The sequence below is a fragment of the Methylobacterium sp. HMF5984 genome, from assembly GCF_045033435.1.
Classification (GTDB): Bacteria; Pseudomonadota; Alphaproteobacteria; order Rhizobiales; family Beijerinckiaceae; genus Methylobacterium.
The window spans coordinates 2745001-2766379 of record NZ_JBJFLN010000001.1 but is presented as its reverse complement, the minus strand read 5'-3'; the positions used below and the strand labels follow the sequence as shown (position 1 = coordinate 2766379).

Genomic DNA, 21379 nt, shown 5'->3' with positions numbered 1-21379 from the left:
GCGCTCATGTTTCGAACGCCTCTGCCTCGAACGCCTGGAACACGCGGGCGGCCTTGGTCAGGGTCTCGTCGTACTCGGCCGCCGGCTCGGAGAGCAGGGTGACGCCGCCGCCGGCCTGGAGCACCGCGGTCGTCGCGTCCATGAACACGGTGCGGATCGCGATCGCGGTGTCGAGCGACCCGTCGAACCCGATCCGGCCGATGGCCCCGCAATAGAGCTCGCGCGCGTCGCCCTCGATCTCGGTGATGATGTCCATGGCCCTGAGCTTCGGCGCGCCGGTGATCGAGCCGCCGGGAAAGGTCCTCTCCAGCAGGTCGAAGCCGTCGAGACCGTCCCGCAACGTACCCGTGACGACCGAGACGAGATGGTGGATGCCGGCATAGGATTCCAGCCCGCACAGCACCGGCACCTGCACGCTGCCCGGCGCGCAGACCCGGGACAGGTCGTTGCGCAGCAGGTCGACGATCATGGTGTTCTCGGCGCGCTCCTTCGGGTCCGCGAGCAGCCGCGCGGCGCGGGCCGCGTCCTCGACCGGGTCGGGGCTGCGCGCGAGCGTGCCCTTGATCGGCCGGGTCTCGACCTGGCCGCCCTCGAGCTTCAGGAAGCGCTCGGGCGAGCTCGACGCGACGGTCAGCCCGTCGAACTCGAGATAGGCGCCGAAGGTCGCCGGGTTGGTCTCGCGCAAGCGGCGGTAGAACGCGAACCGGTCGAAGCCCGCGGGCAGGGCGGCGGTGAAGCGCTGGGCGATGTTGGCCTGGTAGATGTCGCCGGCCCGGATGTAGTCCCGCACCCGGTCGACCGCCGCCTCGTAGCGGGCGCGCGTGAAGTTCGAGTGCCAGGTCGGCGGGGCAGCGCGCGGGGGCAGGGCGGCCGGTTCCGGCGTCGCCCCGCTCAGGCGATCGGCGAAGGCGGCGAGCCGCGCCTGCGCGCGGGCCTCGCGCCGCGACGGCTCGGTCTCCGGGAAGCCGGTGGCGGCGAGGCGGCAGGTGCCGGCGCCGTGGTCGATGGTGAGCGCGACGTCGTGGAGGTCGAAGGCGGCGTCGTCCGTCAGCCCGGCCCGGCGCGCGGGCGGGACCACCCGCTCCAGCGCCTGCCCGAGATCGTAGGCGCAGTAGCCGATCGCGCCGCCGGAGAACGCGGCCCCCTCCTCCGGGCCGAGCCGGTAGGGCGCGAGGCAGGCGCGGAGCGCCGCCATCGGCCCGCCGGGGACGGGCCGCCCGTCCAGCGTGGCGCGGCCGTCGCGAAACCGGAAGCGGGCGAAGGGGTCGGCCGCCAGGATCGAGACCCGGCCGAGGGTGTCGTGCCGCATCGCGCTGTCGAGGAAGGCGAGGCCGGGCCAGCGGCGCAGCCGCATCGCCGCCGCGACGGGGTCGACGAACGGGATCTCCCGGGTCCAGATCTGTTGCGCCGCCATGTCCTGCGCTGTCGCGTCCGGTTCGAGGGCGACGGGTGCCGGCCCGTCGGTGGGTCCGAAGGCCTCGCACAGGCGGTAGCCCCTGGGAAGCCGCAGCCGATGCCGCAGGGTTTTGCGACCGATGCGCCCGACGCAATCCCACTCGGCGCTCGGCCGCGCGCCGGCGGGGCTCGCGCGGGCGCCGCGATCCCGCTATAGCGATGCCCCATCACGAAAATTCGGGCCCGAAGATCGGGATGTCCCCCATCCTCGGATTCTCGAGGCGTCCGACCTGGCGGCGTCCACGCCGCACGAAGGCAGCATGACCGCATCCGCTCTTCCGTCCGATCCGACGCCCGCAAGGGTCTCGGCCGCACCCAAGATCTCGTTCGTCTCGCTCGGCTGCCCGAAGGCGCTGGTCGATTCCGAGCGGATCCTCACGCATCTGCGGGCGGAGGGCTACGAGCTCGCCCGGCGCCACGACGGGGCGGACGTGGTCATCGTCAACACCTGCGGCTTCCTCGATTCGGCCAAGGCCGAATCGCTCTCGGCGATCGGCGAGGCGATGGCGGAGAACGGCCGGGTCATCGTCACCGGCTGCATGGGCGCCCAGCCCGACGAGATCCGCGACAAGTACCCGAACCTCCTGGCCGTCACCGGCCCGCAGGCCTACGAATCGGTGGTGGCCGCCGTCCACGAGGCGGTGCCGCCGGCCCACGACCCGTTCCTCGACCTGGTGCCGCCGCAGGGCGTCAAGCTGACCCCGCGGCACTACGCCTACCTGAAGATCTCGGAGGGCTGCAACAACCGCTGCACCTTCTGCATCATCCCGTCGCTGCGCGGCGACCTCGTCAGCCGCCCCGCCGGCGACGTGCTGCGCGAGGCGGAGAAGCTGGTCAAGGCCGGCGTGAAGGAGCTGCTCGTCGTCTCGCAGGACACCAGCGCCTACGGCGTCGACCTGCGCTACGCCGAAAGCCCGTGGCGCGACCGCGCGGTGCGGGCGAAGTTCTACGATCTCGCCAAGGAACTCGGCGAGCTCGGTGCCTGGGTCCGGCTGCACTACGTCTACCCCTACCCGCACGTCGACGAGGTGATCCCCCTGATGGCGGAGGGGAAGATCCTTCCCTACCTCGACATGCCGCTCCAGCACGCCTCGCCGACCGTGCTCAAGCGCATGCGCCGCCCGGGCAACCAGGAGCGCCAGCTCGAGCGCATCCGGCGCTGGCGCGAGACCTGCCCGGACCTCGCCATCCGCTCGACCTTCATCGTCGGCTTCCCCGGCGAGACCGAGGCCGAGTTCTCGGAGCTGCTCGACTGGATCGGGCAAGCCAAGCTCGAGCGCGTCGGCTGCTTCACCTACGAGCCGGTGACGGGCGCGCTCGCCAATTCCGTCGGCGCGGCGGTGCCGCCGGAACTGCAGGCCGAGCGCAAGCGCCGCTTCATGGAAGCGCAGCAGCAGGTCTCGCTGCGCCTGCAGAAGGCGCGCATCGGCAAGCGCCTGCCCGTGATCGTCGACACGGTGGGGGCCGACGGCATCAAGGGCCGCTCGAAATACGACGCGCCCGAGATCGACGGCACCGTCCACGTCGCCAGCCGCCGGCCGGTGCGCCAGGGCGACATCGTCACCGTGAGGATCGAGGCGGCCGACGCCTACGACCTGCGCGGCAGCGTGGTCTGAGAGCGGGTTTCGAAAGGGATCATCCCTTTCGTGGGTCCAGGGCGAAGCCCTGGTGCCTATTCGTCGGGCTCCGCCCGACACCCGCCAAAGGGATGATCCCTTTGGAATCTCAAATCCGCGATCAGGCCTCGCGCTCGGTTCGCTTGACCGCGGCCCAGGCCGCCTCCATCGCGGCGAGGTCGGCATCCGACAGCGTCCCGCCCGCGGCCTCGAGCCGGGCGGCCATCGCGGTGAAGCGGCGCACGAACTTGTCGTTGCCGGCCCTGAGCGCCGCCTCCGGGTCGATCCCGGCGTGCCGGGCGAGGTTGGCCACCGAGAACAGCAGGTCGCCGATCTCCTCGGCCACGGCCTGCCCGTCGTCGCCGGCGAGCGCCTCGGCGACCTCGTCGGCCTCCTCGCGGACCTTGGCGACCACGTCCGCCGCATCCGCCCAATCGAAGCCGTAGCCGGCCGCCCGCCGCGAGATCTTCTCGGCCCGGGTCAGGGCCGGAAGCGTCCGGGCGACGCCGTCGAGCGGTCCCGCCGGGGCGCGGGACGGCTTGGCGGCGCGCTCGGCGGCCTTGATCGCCTGCCACTGCGCCTCGACCGCGCGCGCGTCGCGGCGCGGGCTGCCGGCCGGGAGCAGGGTCCCGTCGGGCTCGAACACGTGCGGGTGCCGCCGCACCAGCTTCGCCACGATCGTGCGCGCGACGTCGTCGAGATCGAAGGCGCCGGCCTCCTCGGCCATCCGGGCGTGGAACACCACCTGCAGCAGCAGGTCGCCGAGCTCCTCGCGCAGGTCGCCGAGATCGCCGCGCGCGATCGCGTCGACGACCTCGTAGGCCTCCTCGAGGGCGTAGGGCGCGATGCTCGCCGAAGTCTGGGCGACGTCCCAGGTGCATCCGCGGTTCGGATCGCGCAGCGCGGCCATCACCCGCCTCAAGGCATCGAGCGGCGCTTCGGCCATGCGTCACGGCTCCTCACGGGGTCGGCCTGCCCGACGCCCACCGGCCGCAGGGGTAGACCGGCACGGCCGCGAAATCACCTGCGCGAGCCTCGCGGCGCACGCCGCCGCTCCCGGTCCGGCTCCGCGCTTCCGGCGCGCCTTTGGGGACAAAAGCGGCATATTCCCTGTGTTCCAAGTGGACATTCTGAGGGTTTCGGGGTGTTCGCCAAAGCGAACGACACCGCAGGAGTCCTAGGAAATCTATCAGAAACGATTCTCAGAGAGTCTGTTCTGAAGGTTATATGGGGCGCCGAAAACCCTATCCCCGACAATGGCTTGGTGGGGGTTCTCGCATCCGACTCTGCGTGGGTCCGCATCCGACTCTGCGTGGGATCGCATCGAAGTCTGCGTGGGATTCCCGGGAGGCCGCATCGGAGTCTGCGTGGATCCGCATGCGATTCGGCGTGATTTCCGCCAAGGGCGGTGGGGAATGGGGACAAGTCGGCGGCCCCTGCGCGTATCGAAAGCTGCGTGGCCGGCCGGCGGTCGCGACCCCGCATCGAACTCTGCGCGGCGCGCATCGACCCACCCCCACGCATCGGACGCCGCCCGCGAACCCCTGGGGGACGCCGCCCGCGAAACCTTGGGGGGAGGGGAAGCGTGGATAGCCGGGATAACCCGCCCGCCCCCGGGGACTCCGGGCCGGCAAATCGTGTCATGACCATCGTGCCCCGGCCCGATGCGGCCGCGGGATCGGGCGCTTGCAGGTGCGGCCCGGGCAGGGATGGTCCGCGCAGCGCGGTCGCGGAGTTTCGGAACGGGCATGGGGATCGAGGACAGACTGGCCGGCATTCGCGACGCCGACCTCCGCGCGGAGGTCGAGGCGGCGCGTGGCGGCTTCCTGTTCGCCCAGATCGTCGAGCACATCCTGCACCGGCAGCAGGTCCGCGACGCGGAGGCCTCGGCCAAGGGCGCGGTCGCCGGCCGGCGGGCCGGGATGGGGCGGGACCAGCGCCGGCGCGACGCCGTGCGCGAGGTGATCGAGAACCAGCCGACCGTGCCGGAGAACCTCCAGCACATCCATTCGGTGCTCGCGCTCTGCGGCCTGCCCTACCGCGATCCCGGGCCGGTGCGGGAATTCTCGCGCGATTACGGCCGCAACTCGCTGAACCTCGTCGCCGGCCGGCTGAAGAGCCCGATCACCGGCGAGATGGAGCCGCAGGGCCTGCCCTACGGCCCGAAGGCGCGGCTCGTGCTGCTCCACCTCTGCACCGAGGCCGTGCGCCAGCGCAGCCCGACCATCGCGGTCGCCGATTCCCTCTCCGGCTTCATGCGCGAGATGGGTTTTGCCGTCACCGGCGGCGAGCGCGGCACGATCCGGCAGTTCAAGGAACAGCTCAACCGCCTCGCCGCCTGCTCGATGCAGATCGGCCTGTGGGACGGGCACGACCAGGCCAGCACCCTCAACGTGCCGCCGTTCCGCAGCCTCGACCTGTGGCGGCCCACGGCCCGGGACGGGGCCAAGGATGGGATGAGGGAGGGGGCGAGGGACGGGGAGGGCGCGGCCTGGTCCCGCACCGTGCAGTTCCACCAGGACTTCTACGACAACCTGATCCGGCACGCCCTGCCCGTCGACATCCGGGCGGCGCGGGCCTTCTCGGGCTCGGCGCGCAAGCTCGACCTGCTGTTCTGGGTCGGCTACCGCCTGCGCGCCCTGCAGCGGCCCCTGAGGCTCACCTGGACCAACCTGCACGGCCAGTTCGGCGCCGAGAACGCCTGCATCCGCAGCTTCCGGCAGGCGTTCAAGACCGACATCGCCCACCTGTGCGAGGTCTTCCCGAAGCTGCCGATCGCGCTGGACGACGGCGGCATGACCTTGCAGCCGGCCGATCCCGGCATGCTCCTCGTCCCGCCGCGCAAGGGAATACGGAAGGCGTCGGCAGGGAAGGACGCGGCAGCCTGAGGGAACGGGCATCGCCTGACTGATCTATTCTCTTAGTACGCTTCCAGGGAACGTCACCTCCATTCCCTCAGCGGAGCAAAATTCCGAGGCAAAACAATCTTCCGTTCGAGCGCGATGCCTGATATTCCATATCTGAGTATCAGGGAAGATGCGGGCCCATCATGGGATTGTCGGAAGCGGAGATCGAGGCGCGGCTCGCGAGCCTGCGGCGCCAGCGCGACGCCCTCGAGCGCGAGATCGCCGATCACGTCCTCTACCTCGAGCTCGGCCGTCGCCTGCGCGGGGGCGAGCCATCTCGGGCGATCGAGGCGCCCGAGGATCACGTCCCGCCGGAGCCCGACGCACCGCGCGCCGCCGGCGCCGCCCTCCGGGCCGAGCCTCCCGCTCCCGCTCCCGCTCCCGAGCCATTGCCGGAGCGGGTGCCCGTCGCGTTCGAGGTCGATCCCGTCGGCGCGCGCCGCTACGGCCGCGCCCTGGTCGAGGCCGCCTGCGGCATCCTCGTGCGCGCCGGCCGGCCGATGCATGCGGGCGAGATCCTGGAGGCGCTCGTCGCGGAAGGGTTCGCCGTCCCCGGCCAGGATCCGGTCGCGGCGCTGAACACGCGGCTGTGGAAGCGCGCGGGCCCGCACGGGCCGCTGCGGCGGCTCGGCGACGCGATCTACGCGCCGGCGCTCGATCTGGATCGGGGCTGAGGCGGATCCGGCGGAAGGGCGCCTAGTCGCGGCGGTCGTTGCCGGCGGTTACGCGCTGCGCCCGCGCGCTGCGGAGATCCCGGCCGACCTCCAGCACGAACATCCGCAGCGAGATGCCGCTGAACAGCACGATGGCGCAGACCAGCACGGCGGAGACGAGGGTCTTGGCGGTCGAGACGTCCACGGCGAAAGGTCCTGAAGCGGGTGCGGTTGCGATGGCCCTGAATCTGGGCCTCGTGCCCGGCGGGCACCACCGGGCCGCACGCGGTGGCAGTCATGTGCCCGGCTCGGGTCTCGTGCGTCTCCGCACGCGAATGCTGCATCGAACGCATGATCGATGGAGAAACCGTGAAGAATTTCTTCGGTTCGCCGATCCGTCCGACCCGACAGCGCCCAAACCGGGCTTCCGCGGTGCGGGTTTCGCGGCCGCTCCGGGCCGGATGCGGCCGCGGACGGCTGGCCCATCGCCGCAAATCCCGCGATAAGCCGCCCGGCGGAGGGCAGGGCCTCGGCGGGAGGACGGCATGATCGCCAGGCAGGGCTTTTCGGGGCGCGGCGTGCGCAAGCGGCTCGGCGCGGGTCTCGTCGCCGTGGGGCTCGCCGTCGCCGGGGTGCAGCCCGGGCCGTCCGCCGCCGCGGACGCCCCCGCTCAGGGGCCCCTGACGGTGGCGAGCTACTTCTACATCGGCGGCCGCTACGAGCGCGTCGCCGACAAGACCGTGATGGTCGGCCAGATGTTCGTGCAGTCGCGGCGGCCGGCCACCGTCACGCAGCCCTGGCCGGTGGTGATGGTCCACGGCATCTCGCAGACCGGGGTCAACTTCCTCGGGACGCCGGACGGCCGGCCCGGCTGGGCCCAGCGCTTCGTCGAGAAGGGGTTCGCGGTCTACATCGTCGACCAGGTCGGCCGCGGCCGGTCCGGCACCAACCCGGAAGTCTACGGGCCCTACGCCCGGTTCTCGACCCGCGCCCTGGAGGAGACCTACACCGCCCAGGAGCTCTACGACCTGTTCCCGCAGGCCAAGCTCCACACCCAGTGGCCGGGCGGCCCCGGCGTGCAGGGGAACGCCGCCTTCGACCAGTTCTTCGCCAGCCAGGTGCCCTACCTCGCCGGCGCGCAGCAGACCGAGGAGCTGGTCGACCCGGCGCTGATTGCGCTGCTGGACAAGATCGGGCCGGCGGTGCTGGTCACCCACGGGCAGGCCGGGCTGTTCGGCTGGGCGGTCTCGGATGCGCGGCCCGACCTCGTGAAGGCCCACGTCGCGATCGAGCCGAACGGGCCGCCGTTCTTCGACGTGCGCCTGCGCGGCGGCAAGGACTTCTACGAGAAGGCGGGCGACGGGCGCGCCCGCGCCTACGGCATCACCCGCGTGCCGCTGACCTTCGACCCGCCGGTGACGTCGCCCGAGGATCTCGTGGTGATGCAGGCCAAGGCCCCGGCGGCCGAGGGTCGGATCCGCTGCTGGCTCCAGGGCGAGCCGGTGCGCCGGCTCCCGAACCTCGCCCGCGTGCCGGCGGTGATCGTGACCGCCGAAGCCTCGTTCCGCACCCCGGTCGACGACTGCACCACCGCCTTCCTCGCCCAGGCCGGTGCCAGGCCCGACAGCCTCAAGCTCGTCGACCAGGGCCTGCGCGGCAACGGCCACATGATGATGCTGGAAAAGAACAGCGACCAGGTCGCCGACGCGGTGATCGGCTGGATCGCCGCGCGCCCGCGCTGAGGCCGCCCGGGCAGAGAAGAGCAGGGCAGGGCACGCGGAGCGCCGGGGCCGGGATGGCGGTATCAACCGTGGCTTGCAGGCCACAGGGCGGGTGCATCCGTCCGCCGAGGCCTTGTGCGCGATCCGGCCCGGCCGTAACGAAGACCCGGAAAAGCTAGTAATAACATCAGTTTAGCATCATTCCAAACAACGTCGCGAAGCCGTTTTCGCAGCGATCGTCCCCTGCTGTCCGCATCCTGGCAAGGCCCTTCAGTCCCATGCGTCGTCCCGCCCCCCGCCCCACCCCGAACCCGCGTCGCCTCGTGCTGGCTGGCGCCTCGCTGATCGCGCTGGCGCCGTTCGTCCTGCCCTCGTCCGCGCAGGAGGCGACCGCGCCGCGCCGCGGCGTCGGCGAGCCCTCGGCGCAGGGCAGCGTGCGCCTGGAGGAACTGACCGTCGAGTCGCGCGACGGCACGGCGGCGCGCGTCGTGGTCCCGCGCGAGGATCCGCGCGGGCCGATCGACGGCTACGTCGCCAAGCGCACGCTGACCTCGACCAAGACCGACACGCCGCTGATCGAGACGCCGCAATCGGTCAGCGTGATCGGCCGGCAGCAGCTCGACGCGATCAAGCCCCAGCAGATCGGCGAGATCATCAATTATTCGGCCGGCGTGTTCGGCAACGCCTTCGGCCCGGATTCGCGGGTCGACTTCTTCCAGATCCGCGGCTTCACCGCGAGCGACACCGGCCTGTACCGGGACGGGCTGCAGCTGTTCAACTACGGCTTCGCCTCCTACAAGGTCGATCCGTTCGGGGTCGAGCGCGTCGACGTGCTGCGCGGCCCCGCCGCCGTGCTGTTCGGCCAGGGCGGCCCCGGCGGCCTGATCAACATCATCAGCAAGAAGCCCCCGCTCGAGCCGTTGAACTACGTCGAGGTCGGCGGCGGCTCGTTCGGCCAGAAGTACCTCGCCTTCGATTTCGGCGGCCCGGCCGACACCGAGGGCCACTGGTTCTACCGCCTGACCGGCATCGGCCGGCAGGGCGGCACGCAGGTGGACGGCCTCGACGAGAACCGCGGCTACATCGCGCCGAGCTTCACCTACAAGCCGGACGGCGCCACCACGCTCACCGTGCTGACGAGCCTGCAATACGACGACACCGGCCGCATCAACGCCTTCCTGCCCTACCAGGGCACGGCGCGCCCGGACGTGTTCGGCGCGCGCATCCCGCGCAGCTACAACGTCCAGGACAAGGACAACAACGTCTATCGCCGGACGCAGTACAGCCTCGGCTACGAGTTCGAGCACGTCTTCGACGACACGTGGACGTTCCGGCAGAACCTGCGCTACGCGTACAGCGAGTCCTACGACAACTCGTTCAGCATCAACGGCTACGCCGACCCGCTGCAGACGCAGCTGGCGCGCTACCGCTTCCGCGCCACCTCGCGGATCGGCGCGTTCAACGTCGACAACAACGCGGTCGCCCGGTTCGACGACGGCTTGTTCCGGCACACCTTCCTGGTCGGGCTCGACTACAAGAACGTGCAGCTGAACGACAACCAGGCGACGGGCGGCTTCGTCGGCCCGGCGGTCGCGAACTTCAACCTGCTGGCGCCGAACTACGGCTCGCCGACCGTGGCGGCGGCGCCCTACCTGGTCAACTACGACGTCTTCCAGCAGGTCGGTCTCTACGCGCAGGACCAGATCAAGCTCACGCCCGAGCTGACCCTGGTGCTTTCCGGCCGCGGCGACTTCACCTCGAACGAGGTCAACAACCTGCTGGCCAGCACCGTCACGCGCCAGACCGCCAACGCCGGCACCCAGCGCTACGGCCTGATCTACAACTTCGATTTCGGCCTGGCGCCCTACGTCTCCTACGCGAGCTTCTTCAACCCGCAGATCGGGACGAACTTCTTCAGCCAGCCGTTCAAGCCGACCACCGGCGACCAGTATGAGGTCGGCGTGAAGTACCAGCCGCCGGGCTACGACGCCTTCCTGACGCTGGCCGCCTTCGATCTGACCCTGGCCAACTCGCTGACGATCGACCCAAGCAACAACCTCAACCAGCTCCAGCTCGGCGAGACGCGCTCGCGCGGCTTCGAGGCGCAGTTCGTGGCCAACCTCACCCGCGACCTCAACGTCACCGCCTCGTTCACGACCTTCAACATCGAGGTCACCCGCGGCGACGTCGGGGTGATCGGCCGGGCGCCGACCGCGACCCCGGAGACTCTGGCCACCGTGTTCGCCAACTACACGATCCCGGGGGGCGAGTGGCGCGGCTTCGGCTTCGGCGGCGGCGCGCGATACGTCGGGCGCTCGTTCGCGGACACCGCCAACACCCTGACGGTGCCCGAGCGGGTGCTGTTCGACGCGGTGGTGCACTACACCCGCGACAACTGGCGCTTCGCGGTGAACGCTCAGAACATCGCCGACAAGCGCTACGTCTCGGCCTGCCAGTCGACGGCGGCCTGCTTCTACGGCGAGGCCCGACGCATCACCGCGAGCCTGAGCTACAAGTGGTGAGCCTCCCGCGGGCGGCGCGCGCCGCCCGCGTCGACTGCCATGATCCTCGGCTCCCTACGATCCTTGCCCCGGCTCCTGCCGCGCCCGCTCGCGCAGCAGGTACTTCTGCACCTTGCCGGTGGAGGTCTTGGGCAGCTCCCCGAACACGATGGTCCGGGGCATCTTGTAGGCGGCCAGCCGCCCGCGGCACCACCGGATGAGGTCGTCGGCGCTGGCCGCGGCGCCGTCCCTGAGCTCGACGAAGGCGCACGGCGTCTCGCCCCACTTGTCGTCGGGCTTGGCGACGACCGCGGCGGCGGCGACCGCCGGGTGCTTGAACAGCGCGTCCTCGACCTCGATCGAGGAGATGTTCTCGCCGCCCGAGATGATGATGTCCTTCGAGCGGTCCTTGAGCTGCACGTAGCCGTCGGGGTGCTTCACGCCGAGGTCGCCGGTGTGGAACCAGCCGCCCCGGAACGCCGCCTCGGTGGAGGCCGGGTTCTTGAGGTAGCCGCGCATCACCACGTTGCCGCGCATCATCACCTCGCCCATCGTCCGGCCGTCCGCCGGCACCGATTCCAGGGTCTCGGGGTCGCGCACGTCGAGGCCCTCGAGCACGGGATAGCGCACGCCCTGGCGGGCCTTCCTGGCGGCCTGCGCGTCGGCCGGGAGGTCGTCCCACTCGGCGTGCCACGCGTTGACGACGGCCGGGCCGTAGCTCTCGGTCAGCCCGTAGAGGTGGGTGACGGCGAAGCCCGCCTCGCGCATGCCCGCCAGCACCGCCTCCGGCGGCGGCGCGGCGGCGGTGAAGAACGCGACCCGGTGGGGCAGGGGGCGGCGCTCGGCGTCGGAGGCGTTGATCAGCAGCTGCATCACGATCGGCGCCCCGCACAGGTGGGTGACGCCGTGCTCGGCCATCAGCGCGAACATCGCCTCGGCCCGGACCTGGCGCAGGCAGACATGGGTGCCGGCCACGATCGACAGCGTCCACGGGAAGCACCAGCCGTTGCAGTGGAACATCGGCAGCGTCCAGAGATAGACCGGGTGCTGCCCCAGGCTCCCGGTGACGACGTTGCCGAGCGCCAGCAGCGCCGCCCCGCGGTGGTGGTAGACCACGCCCTTCGGGTCGCCGGTGGTGCCGGAGGTGTAGTTCAGGCTGATCGCGTCCCACTCGTCGTCGGGCATCGCCCAGTCGTGCTCGGGATCGCCCTCGGCGAGGAACGCCTCGTAGTCGCGGGTGCCGAGGGCCTCGCCGGCGCCGGCATAGTGCGGATCGTCGTAATCGATCACCAGCAGGCTGCGCCCGGCCTGCGCCAGCGCGTCGCGCGCGACGCGCGAGAACTCCCGGTCGGCGACGAGGACCTTGGCCTCGCCATGATCGAGGCAGAAGGCCAGGGCCGCGGCGTCGAGGCGGGTGTTGAGGGTGTTGAGCACGGCGCCCGCCATCGGCACGCCGTAGTGGCACTCGATCATCGCCGGCGTGTTGGCGAGCAGCACCGCGACGGTGTCGCCCCGGCCGATCCCGTGGGCGGCGAGCGCCGAGGCCAGGCGGCGGCAGCGGGCGTAGAGCTCGGCATAGCTGCGCCGCAGGGGCCCGTGGATCACCGCGACCTGGTCGGGAAACACCCGCGCCGCCCGGTCGAGATAGCCCAGCGGCGTCAACGGCTGGTGGTTGGCCGGATTCCGGTCGAGGTCGCGGTCGTAGATCGTGTCGCGGCGCATGGCGGCCTCCCGGCGAGCAAGGCCCGGACAGTACCGCGCACGGCAGCGTGATCCAACGGCCTGCGGCCGCCCGGATCAGTGGTGGCGCTCGGCCCGGAGCTCGCCGAGGGCGCGCGGATCCTGCAGGAACTTGGCGAGCTCGAAGCCGATCTCGATCATCAGGCCGTCGATCAGCTTGGTCAGGTTCGCCTCCCCGAGGCCGTCGGCGAGGGCGCGGAGCGCGATGGCGTGCTCGGCCATGCGGTTCACGAGGCGCTCCGTCTGGCGCAGGTCCGCCGACCGGTTCTCGGTGAGATCGATCGCGATGCCCCGCCCCTGCGCCGTCCCGTCGACCGCATTGCGCTCGACGCGCCCGCGGATGAGGAGCTTGCGCACGCCCGCCGCCGATTCGACGGTCCGGAACTCGGCCTCGACCGGCCCGCCGATCTCGCCGGCCGCGTGCAGGCAGCTCTCGACCCGGCTGCGGTCCTCGGGATGGGTCCGCTCGAGGAACGTGTCGATCGATACCCCGCCGGCGGCGACCTCGGGATCGAGGCCGAGCAAGCCGGCGAAGTCGCCCGACAGCGTGAGACGCCCCGCCCAGTGATCGTGCACCCAGGCGCCGACGACGCCGGAGGCGTCGAGGACAGCCCGGAGCTCGTCGTTGGAGTGCGGGTTCGGAGCCTGTGCCATGCAACTCCTAAAGGCCGGCGGCAGCAAAAATAAACTTGAGGTACGATCGACGGACGGGATGGCGCCCTCGAAAAGCAATCTAAGGCATCGCTTCCTCTAAGAAAAGTGAGAACCGACAGGGAGCCCTCGAAAACAAACTTGAGGTTGGAAAAACCCTCCGCATCCCGGGTCTCGGGCCGCGTTCCGGAGCCGGCGGATGGCGAGCGGATGCCGGCCGGCCCGAGCCGGGGCCCGCCTCCGTTAACGGCCTCTTAACCATAATCGACGCGATATCGGGATCACGGCATCCCTGGGTCACAGGATCCTCGCCTTCGCGCGGAGCTCCCCGATTCTAGGTTGCCCGGAGCGCGTGCGCCGCAACTCCGGCTTTGGCCTGCGAACGGGACGGCGGCATGCCCGCGCCCGGCAGGACGCCGGATCGTGCCGCACCGCGACGCGCATGCGCGCGCTTTTGAGCCAAGGCAGCTTGAACCGAGGACCGGCCGATGAAAGCGATCACCTTCGTCACCCAGAAGGGGGGCAGCGGCAAGAGCACGCTCTGCATCTCGCTCGCGGTCGCCGCACAGGAGGCCGGCCGCTCGGTCTGCATCCTGGAGATGGACCGGCAGGCCACGATCTCCGACTGGCTCGACCACCGCACCGCGGAGGGCCCCGAGGTCGCGCAGATCGATGCGACGCAGATCGACGCCGTGATGACCCAGCTTCGGGACTCGGCCTACGACTACGTCTTCATCGACACGCCCGGCGTCGATTCCACCGGCACCCTCTCGGCGATCCGCGCCGCCGACCTCTGCATCATCCCGTGCCGGCCGACGCCCGCGGACCTGCGCGCGTTCAAGCCGACGCTCGCCGCCGTGTACCGGCTCGAGAAGAAGTTCGCCTTCGTCCTCAACCAGACGCCGCCGCGCTCCTACCGCATCCGCGACGCGGCCGACGGCCTCGCGGTGCTGGGCATCCTCCCCGACGTCAACATCGTGGCGCGCACCGACCACCAGGACGCGATCGGCGTCGGCCAGGGCGTCACCGAGTTCAACCCGAAGGGGCAGGCGGCGGGCGAGGTGCGCCGGCTGTGGTCCTGGATCGAGAAGCGCACGCAGGCGGGCAAGGTCGGATCGGGACAGGCGGTCTCGGGCAAGCCCGTTTCGGGCCAGATAGGATCCGGCAAGGCGGTGAAGCATGTCGAAGCCGCCTAAGCTCAATCTCGCCTCGATCGTCGCGGCCTCGGTGCCGGCCGCGCGCGCCGTGCCGCAGACCGCCGAGATCGTCCAGCTCGACCGCGGCGCGAGCCCGCCGAAGCGCGGGCCCGCCACCCTGAAGGAGCGCGCCCGGCAGATGTCGGTCTATCTCGAGCCGCCGGTCTACGACCAGCTGCGCGACCTCGCCTATGCCGAGCGCACCAAGATGCACGCGATCATGCTGGAAGCCCTCGACCTGCTGTTCAAGCAGCGCGGCGCCCGCTCGATCGAGCAGCTCTCGGAGCCGCTTCAGCGCTGAGGCTCCGCAACCGCACCGGCGAGATCACGGGTACGGGCCTTGCCCCCGCCCGGTCTCGCCGATCCGCGTGCGAGCGGTTTCTGAACGATTCTGGAACGCCTTGGCGCCGAACGCTCAAGCGATGCGGGAACGCGAAACCCTGTGAATCGCGGCGGTCGGACGGCGCGCGGCGCGTTCCGTTCAGGCTTCCTTTACGGCGTTCGGACAAGTGTCGGCTCGTTCGGTCGCCGCCCCCTTGTGCAGGGGGCGAGCCGGACGCCCCGGCGTGACCGCTCCCGTGCGGGCCGGACCTTCGGCACGTGGCGTACAGGCGGATCCGGTGGGCATGGCGCGTTCGACGCTTCTTCGAATCCCGGATTCGCGCCGCGGCCCGCTTCCCTTGCGGCGCCTGCTCGCGGTCTCGGCGATCGCGCTGGCCACCGCCAACTGCAGCACGAACCCGCAGAAGTTCGCCGGCCCCGCCGGCAACGGGCTCGACCCGAAATACGGCGTGAAGACCAGCCCGCGCCTCTACAACGAGGGCGACGTGATCCCGAAGGGCGGCGGACGCCGCTTCTCGGGCAAGCCCTACGTGGTCGCCGGCCGCACCTACGTGCCCAAGGAGGATGCCCGCGGCTACGTCCGCGAGGGCCTGGCCTCGTGGTACGGCGCCGCCTTCCACGGGCGGATGACCGCCAACGGCGAGGTGTTCGACCGCCACTCGATCGCCGCCGCCCACCCGACCCTGCCGCTGCCGAGCTACGTCCGCGTCACCAACACCGCGAACGGCTACTCGATGGTGGTGCGCGTCAACGACCGCGGCCCCTACCATGCCGACCGCGTCATGGACGTCTCGGAGGAGGTCGCCCGGGCGCTCGAGTTCCACAACAAGGGCACCGCGCACGTGCGCGTCGCCTATCTCGGCAAGGCCTCGGTCGCCGGCTCCGACGACCGCAAGCTCCTGGCAACGCTGCGCACCGACGGCGGGCCGGCGGGCGTGCGCACCCCGGTGATGGTGGCCGATCTCGGGCCCTCGGAGGAGCCGGAGCGGTTCTCGCGCACGACGCCGGCGCCGCTGGCGTTCAAGCCGGCACCGGAGCGCGAGGAGCGCGACGAGGCCCCCGCCCCGCATCCGGTGCGCGCGCCGATCGTGCTGGCGCGGGCGGCGGTGGCCGTGCCGGCCGCCCTGCAGCCGACGGCCGTGCGCGGCCAGGCGTTCCGGCCGGCGCCGGTGCGGGTGGCGGGGCTCAACCCGGCCGCGGAGCGCATGGCGACGGCCTCCGCGCCGATCGCCCGGCTCCCCGGCAAGGACGCGCCGGTCCGTCTCGCCGCGACTTCGCCCGCGACGCGCACGGCCCAGGCCGTGCCCGCACGGGTGCCGGCGGCCCGGCCGGGCTCCGTCCCGCCCGCGATGCCGCCCTCGGCCAAGCTCGCGCTGGCCCGGCTCACGGGCGCCGCGGCCCCGAGCGACAAGAGCTCGGGCGACAAGGGAACGGCCCGCGCAGTCGTGAAGAGCCGCGTCGACCTCGCCGCGAAGCCGCCCGGCAAGCCTGCCGACAAGCGCGGCGCGCGGCTCGCCGGGATCTACTGACGAGCCGGCGCCGTCCCGTCCTGGCGGAGCCCGGTCGTCCGCAAGACGACCGTCGGTCCCGCGGTCGCGGGGAGGGCCGGCGGGCCGGGACCGACCCCCTGCGTATCCCTGCGGCCGGGGGATCGTTCAAGTCCCGGCGATCTCGGCCCGAAGCAACCTCGGATCGTAGAAGAACCCGCATCGGTCGGTGCGCGGGCAGGTGCGCTGCGTCATTTCGCATTCGATCCGGCGCGGAAACCGTAATATGGTCACGCTTGTTATCCGAGGCGGGATGTTCGCGAGCGTGGCGGCCCGGCCGCACGGGAGTTTTTGATGCGCAGGACCTGGGTCTTCCTTCTGGCGGCGGCCTGCGCGCTCGCAACGCCGGCCCGCGCGCAGGTCTTCCAGACCGCGGCGCCGCACGCGATCCTGGTCGACGCCGATTCCGGCTCGGTGCTGTTCGAGAAGGCGGCCGACGAGCCGTTCGCCCCGGCCAGCATGGCCAAGCTGATGACCACCGACATCGTGTTCGACGCCCTCAAATCCGGGCGGCTGACGATGGAGACCGAGTTCACGGTGACCGAGGACGCGTGGCGCCGGGGCGGGGCGGGGGGCGGCGGCTCGTCGATGTTCGCCCAGGTCAACAGCCGCATCAAGATGCAGGACCTGCTGCGCGGGCTCGTGGTCCAGTCGGGCAACGACGCGGCGATCACGATCGCCGAGAACATGGCCGGTTCCGAGGAGGCCTTCGCCGCCATCATGAACCAGCGCGCGAAGGAGATCGGGCTGACGCGCTCGACCTTCCGCAATGCCACCGGCTACTCGGCGCCCGACCAGCGGGTCACCGCACGCGACATGGCCAGGCTCGCCGCGCACATCATCGACACCTACCCGGACCTGTACAAGATCTTCTCCGAGCGCGAGTTCACCTGGAACAAGATCAAGCAGCAGAACCGCAACCCGCTGCTCGCCCTCGACATCGGCGCCGACGGCCTCAAGACCGGCTACCTCGAGGAATCCGGCTACGCGCTCACCGGCTCGGCGGTGCAGAACGGCCAGCGCCTGATCATGGTGATCTCCGGCCTCAAGACCGCGCGGGACCGTGCGGCCGAGGCGCGCAAGCTGATGGAATGGGGGTTCCGCGCCTTCGAGCCGCGGCAGGTGTTCACCCCCGGCGAGACGGTGGCCGAGGCCTCGGTGTTCGGCGGCGCGTCGGGATCGGTGCCGCTGGTCGCCAAGAAGCCGGTGCGGGTGCTGCTGCCGCGCGGCTCCTCCGATCGCGTGACGGCGCGCGCCGTCTACCAGGGGCCGCTGGTCGCCCCGGTGGAGGAGGGCCGCGAGGTCGGCCGCCTGAAGATCATGCGCGGCGATGCGGTGGCGCTCGACCAGCCGCTCTATGCCGGCGCCTCCGTCGAGGCCGGCACCATCCAGCAGCGCGCGATGGATGCCGCGCTCGAGTTCGGCACCGGCCTCGTCCGCCGCGCCTTCGACAAGGCGGGCAAGGGCGAGAAAGCCGGCGACAAGCCTGGCGAGAAGGCCGCCAACCCGTCGTGAGGACCGAGAGGCGCGGCCCCATGCTGCCACCACCGCTTCGGCAGCCATGACCGCTTCGACCCCGACCGCTTCGACACCTCGCGGCGTCTTCATCACCTTCGAGGGCGGGGAGGGCGCGGGCAAGTCGACCCAGGTGGCCCGTCTCGCCCGGACGCTCGGCGCGCACCGCACGGTCACGACCACCCGCGAGCCCGGCGGCTCGACCCGCGCCGAGGAGATCCGCACGGCGCTGCTCGCCGGGGTCGCCAAGCCCTACGGGCCCTTCGCCGAGGCGCTGCTGTTCTCGGCCGCCCGCATCGACCACCTCGACCGCCTGATCCGCCCGGCGCTGGCCTCGGGCGAGGTCGTGCTGTGCGACCGCTTCATGGATTCGACCCGCGCCTACCAGGGCGCCGCCGACGGTCTCGATGCGGAAGCCGTCGCGGCGCTCGAGCGGGTCGTCGTCGGGCCGACCCGGCCCGACCTCACCCTGATCTTCGACCTCGACCCCGAAATCGGCCTGGCCCGTGCGCGGGCGCGGGCGGCCGGGCAGGGGGCACAAGGGGCGCAGGCCGCACCGGACCGCTTCGAAGCCGAGGCGCTGGCCTTCCACGCCCGCCTCCGCGATGCCTTCCGGGCGATCGCGCAGGCCGAGCCGGCGCGCTGCGTCCTCGTCGACGCGGCGCGCGATCCCGATGCCGTCGCGGACGCGGTCCGCGCAGCGGTCGCCGGCCGCCTGCCCGGCCTCCTTGCCGACACCGAAGGCCGCACCGATGCCGCCTGATCGCGCCCCCGACGACGTCGAGCCCGGCGACCTTCCCGGCATCGTCCGCCCGCGCGAGACGCTGCGCCTCGTCGGCCATGCCGAGGCGGAAGCGGCCTTCGCCGAGGGCATCGCCTCGGGCCGCCTGCACCATGCCTGGCTGATCGGCGGCCCGGCCGGCGTCGGCAAGGCGACCCTGGCCTACCGCGTCGCCCGCCGCCTGCTCGCCGACCCCGACGGGGTCTCGCGCGCGCCCGGCCTCGACATCGCCGCGGGCGATCCCGTGACGGCCAAGATCGCGGCGCTCTCGCACCCGAACCTCGTGGCCCTGCGCCGCCACCGGGTGCCGACCGCGAAGACGCTGCCGACCAAGATCCCGGTCGACGCGGTGCGCAAGGCGCTCGAGCTGTTCGGCTCCACCGCGGGCAATGCCGGCTACCGCATCTGCATCGTCGACAGCGCCGAGGACCTGAACGCCAACGGCGCCAATGCACTGCTGAAGATGCTGGAGGAGCCCCCGCCCCGCGCGCTGTTCCTCATCGTCAGCCATGCGCCGGGCCGGCTCCTGCCGACGATCCGCTCGCGCTGCCGCGCCCTCGCGCTCCGGCCCCTGGACGCGGGCGCCGTGGCGGCGGTGGTGTCCGGCTTCCCGCCGCCGTTCCCGGCGCCCTCCGCCGAGGCGCTCGCCCGGGCCGCCGACCTGTCCGAGGGCTCGGTGGCGCGCGCCGTCGCGATGCTCGATCCGGCGATGCAGGGGCTGGTCGCCGAGATGGAGACCCTGCTGTCGCGCGCCGACCATCCCGATTGGGGCCGCGTCCTCAAGCTCGCCGACAAGCTCGCCGGGCGCGAGGCCGAGCCCCTGTTCGCGGCCGGCCTGGAGACCGTCGAGCGCTTCGTCTCGGCCGAGCTCCACCGCCGGCGGGCGGAGCCGCCGGCGCGCCTTGCGGCCCTGGTCGAGGTGTGTGAGAAGTTCGGCCGTACGGCGCGCGAGGCCGCGACCTACAATCTCGATCGCCGGCCCGTGGTCCTGTCGCTGTTCGCGGACCTCGCGGGCGCCGTGCGGACCGGCTAGAGCATCGTCCCGAACGGTGCCGGTTCGGCGCCGGCGAACGCGCACGACGCCGCGCCGGAACGGCGCCGATCCTGCAGAGCCGCGTATCCGGGAATGTCCGACGTGACCGCCAAGACGAACAGCACCAAGACCTTCAGCATCACCACGGCGATCTCGTACCCCAACGGCGCGCCGCATATCGGCCACGCCTACGAGGTGGTCGCCACCGATGCGATCGCGCGCTTCAAGCGCCTCGACGGCTACGAGGTGCTGTTCACCACCGGCACCGACGAGCACGGGCTCAAGATCCAGCAGACGGCGTCGCGCGCCGGCACCACGCCGCGCGCCTTCGTCGACGGCATGGCGGCCCGGTTCCAGGCGGTGGCCGACCGGCTCGACTGCGCCTACGACCGCTTCATCCGCACGACGGAGCCCGCCCACACCGCCGCCGCGCAGGAACTGTGGCGGCGGATGGAGGCCAACGGCGACATCTACCTCGACACCTATGCCGGCTGGTACTCGGTCCGCGACGAGGCCTATTACGGCGAGGACGAGACCCGCCTCCTGGAGGACGGCACCCGCCGCTCGCTCGCCACCGACACGCCCGTCGTGTGGATGGAGGAGGAGAACTTCCTGTTCCGGCTCTCGGCCTACGCCGACCGCCTGCTCGCCCTCTACGACGCGCAACCGGACTTCATCGGCCCCGAATCGCGGAAGAACGAGGTCGCGAGCTTCGTGCGCTCCGGCCTGAAGGACCTGTCCGTCAGCCGCACCACCTTCGACTGGGGCGTGCCGGTGCCCGACCGGCCCGGCCACGTCATGTACGTCTGGGTCGACGCGCTGACGAACTACCTCACCGTCACCGGCTTCCCCGACGAGGCCGACGAACGGCGGAAATTCTGGCCGGCGGACCTGCACGTCATCGGCAAGGACATCGTCCGCTTCCACGCGGTGTACTGGCCGGCCTTCCTGATGTCGGCCGGGCTGCCGCTCCCGAAGCGCGTCTTCGGTCACGGCTTCCTGCTCTCGAAGGGCGAGAAGATGTCGAAGTCGCTCGGCAACGTCCTCGACCCGATCGACCTCGCCGACACCTACGGCGTCGACGCCGTGCGCTACTTCGTGCTGCGCGACGTGCCCTTCGGCGGCGACGGCAGCTACAGCCACGAGGCCATCATCACCCGCATCAACGCGGACCTCGCCAACGACCTCGGCAACCTCGCCCAGCGCTCGCTCTCGATGATCGCCAAGAACGTGTCCGGAGCGGTCCCGGAGCCGGGTGCCTTCACCGAGGCCGACCGGACACTGCTCGCCGCCGCCGACGCCCTGCCGGCGCGGGCGCGGGCTCTGATGGACGACCTCGCGCTCCATTCCATCCTCGCCGAGATCTGGGCGGTGGTGGCCGACGCCAACCGCTACTTCGCGGCCGAAGAGCCGTGGAAGCTGAAGAAGACCGATCCGGAGCGGATGGGCACCGTGCTCTACGTGACCGCGGAGGTTCTGCGCGCGGTCGGCATCCTGGTGCAGCCCTTCGTGCCGCGGTCGGCCGCGAGCCTGCTCGACGTGCTGGCGGTGCCGGCCGACCGGCGCCTCTTCGCCGACGTGGGGGAGGGCGGCCGCCTGGCGCCCGGAACGCCGCTGCCGGCGCCGAGCCCGATCTTCCCGCGGTTCGAGAAGCCCGAGGCACCGGCTGCGTGAGCCGGCCGTTCCCGCCACACCGAACCCCTCGCCCAGGCTCCCGGACCG

17 protein-coding genes are annotated in these 21379 nt (G+C 71.6%); 12 read left to right on the top strand and 5 right to left on the bottom strand.

The features are described from left to right. Window positions 1–4 precede the first annotated feature (4 nt). Complete coding sequence (gene pabB / locus ACFZ8E_RS13415; RefSeq protein ID WP_243938455.1) at window positions 5–1414, bottom strand: aminodeoxychorismate synthase component I; 1410 nt, start codon at window positions 1412–1414, stop codon at window positions 5–7. 301 nt (window positions 1415–1715) lie between these two features. On the opposite strand from pabB, the gene rimO reads away from it, so the two are divergent. Then, a complete protein-coding gene (gene rimO / locus ACFZ8E_RS13410; RefSeq protein WP_243938454.1) occupies window positions 1716–3071 on the top strand; it encodes a 30S ribosomal protein S12 methylthiotransferase RimO in 1356 nt (451 codons plus the stop codon). A gap of 121 nt (window positions 3072–3192) precedes the next feature. On the opposite strand, the gene mazG is transcribed toward rimO, so the two are convergent. Next, window positions 3193–4017: a nucleoside triphosphate pyrophosphohydrolase gene (mazG, locus tag ACFZ8E_RS13405; RefSeq protein ID WP_243945904.1), complete on the bottom strand. Its 825-nt coding sequence runs from the start codon at window positions 4015–4017 to the stop codon at window positions 3193–3195. 802 nt (window positions 4018–4819) lie between these two features. Here mazG and ACFZ8E_RS13400 point away from each other — a divergent pair. Both ACFZ8E_RS13400 and ACFZ8E_RS13395 read left to right on the top strand, forming a co-directional pair. Continuing rightward, entirely contained in the window at window positions 4820–5959 is a 1140-nt protein-coding gene (locus tag ACFZ8E_RS13400; RefSeq protein WP_405042960.1) for a replication protein RepA, read from the top strand. A 161-nt stretch (window positions 5960–6120) separates the two neighbouring features. Further along, a complete protein-coding gene (locus ACFZ8E_RS13395) occupies window positions 6121–6651 on the top strand; it encodes a winged helix-turn-helix domain-containing protein (RefSeq protein ID WP_243945901.1) in 531 nt (176 codons plus the stop codon). Window positions 6652–6673: 22 nt separating this feature from the next. Here the strand turns inward: ACFZ8E_RS13395 and ACFZ8E_RS13390 are convergent, their stop codons facing one another. Beyond that, the gene (locus ACFZ8E_RS13390) at window positions 6674–6835 is read right to left on the bottom strand and encodes a hypothetical protein (RefSeq protein WP_187274950.1); all 162 of its coding nucleotides are present in this window, start codon (window positions 6833–6835) and stop codon (window positions 6674–6676) included. A 340-nt stretch (window positions 6836–7175) separates the two neighbouring features. Here ACFZ8E_RS13390 and ACFZ8E_RS13385 point away from each other — a divergent pair, with 340 nt between their 5' ends. Then, on the top strand, window positions 7176–8372 hold the full coding sequence (locus ACFZ8E_RS13385) for an alpha/beta hydrolase (RefSeq protein ID WP_147844607.1): 1197 nt from the start codon (window positions 7176–7178) through the stop codon (window positions 8370–8372). Window positions 8373–8629: 257 nt separating this feature from the next. Beyond that, window positions 8630–10873, top strand: a complete 2244-nt coding sequence (locus tag ACFZ8E_RS13380; protein ID WP_405042959.1) for a TonB-dependent siderophore receptor — start codon at window positions 8630–8632, stop codon at window positions 10871–10873. A 54-nt stretch (window positions 10874–10927) separates the two neighbouring features. Here the strand turns inward: ACFZ8E_RS13380 and ACFZ8E_RS13375 are convergent, their stop codons facing one another. Continuing rightward, window positions 10928–12574, bottom strand: coding sequence for an acyl-CoA synthetase (locus ACFZ8E_RS13375; protein WP_243945897.1), 1647 nt, complete (start codon window positions 12572–12574; stop codon window positions 10928–10930). Window positions 12575–12649: 75 nt separating this feature from the next. Further along, window positions 12650–13246: a PAS domain-containing protein gene (locus ACFZ8E_RS13370; RefSeq protein WP_147727998.1), complete on the bottom strand. Its 597-nt coding sequence runs from the start codon at window positions 13244–13246 to the stop codon at window positions 12650–12652. Window positions 13247–13731: 485 nt separating this feature from the next. Here ACFZ8E_RS13370 and ACFZ8E_RS13365 point away from each other — a divergent pair, with 485 nt between their 5' ends. The 7 genes from ACFZ8E_RS13365 to metG all read left to right on the top strand — a co-directional run bounded on the left by ACFZ8E_RS13365 (window position 13732) and on the right by metG (window position 21331). Continuing rightward, entirely contained in the window at window positions 13732–14439 is a 708-nt protein-coding gene (locus tag ACFZ8E_RS13365) for a ParA family protein (protein ID WP_147727997.1), read from the top strand. After that, entirely contained in the window at window positions 14423–14740 is a 318-nt protein-coding gene (locus ACFZ8E_RS13360; protein ID WP_147727996.1) for a ribbon-helix-helix domain-containing protein, read from the top strand. Before ACFZ8E_RS13365 ends, ACFZ8E_RS13360 begins: the two co-directional genes overlap by 17 nt. Window positions 14741–15065: 325 nt before the next feature. Further along, complete coding sequence (locus tag ACFZ8E_RS13355) at window positions 15066–16310, top strand: septal ring lytic transglycosylase RlpA family protein (protein ID WP_243945893.1); 1245 nt, start codon at window positions 15066–15068, stop codon at window positions 16308–16310. 312 nt (window positions 16311–16622) lie between these two features. Further along, window positions 16623–17843, top strand: a complete 1221-nt coding sequence (locus ACFZ8E_RS13350; protein ID WP_243945891.1) for a D-alanyl-D-alanine carboxypeptidase family protein — start codon at window positions 16623–16625, stop codon at window positions 17841–17843. A gap of 46 nt (window positions 17844–17889) precedes the next feature. Next, window positions 17890–18606 (top strand): dTMP kinase, encoded by a 717-nt coding sequence (tmk, locus tag ACFZ8E_RS13345; RefSeq protein ID WP_243945890.1) that lies wholly within the window; start codon window positions 17890–17892, stop codon window positions 18604–18606. Beyond that, window positions 18596–19657, top strand: coding sequence for a DNA polymerase III subunit delta' (locus ACFZ8E_RS13340; protein ID WP_243945889.1), 1062 nt, complete (start codon window positions 18596–18598; stop codon window positions 19655–19657). The genes tmk and ACFZ8E_RS13340 overlap by 11 nt, the downstream gene beginning before the upstream one ends. A 93-nt stretch (window positions 19658–19750) precedes the next feature. Then, window positions 19751–21331, top strand: a complete 1581-nt coding sequence (gene metG / locus ACFZ8E_RS13335; protein WP_405042958.1) for a methionine--tRNA ligase — start codon at window positions 19751–19753, stop codon at window positions 21329–21331. Window positions 21332–21379 lie beyond the last annotated feature (48 nt).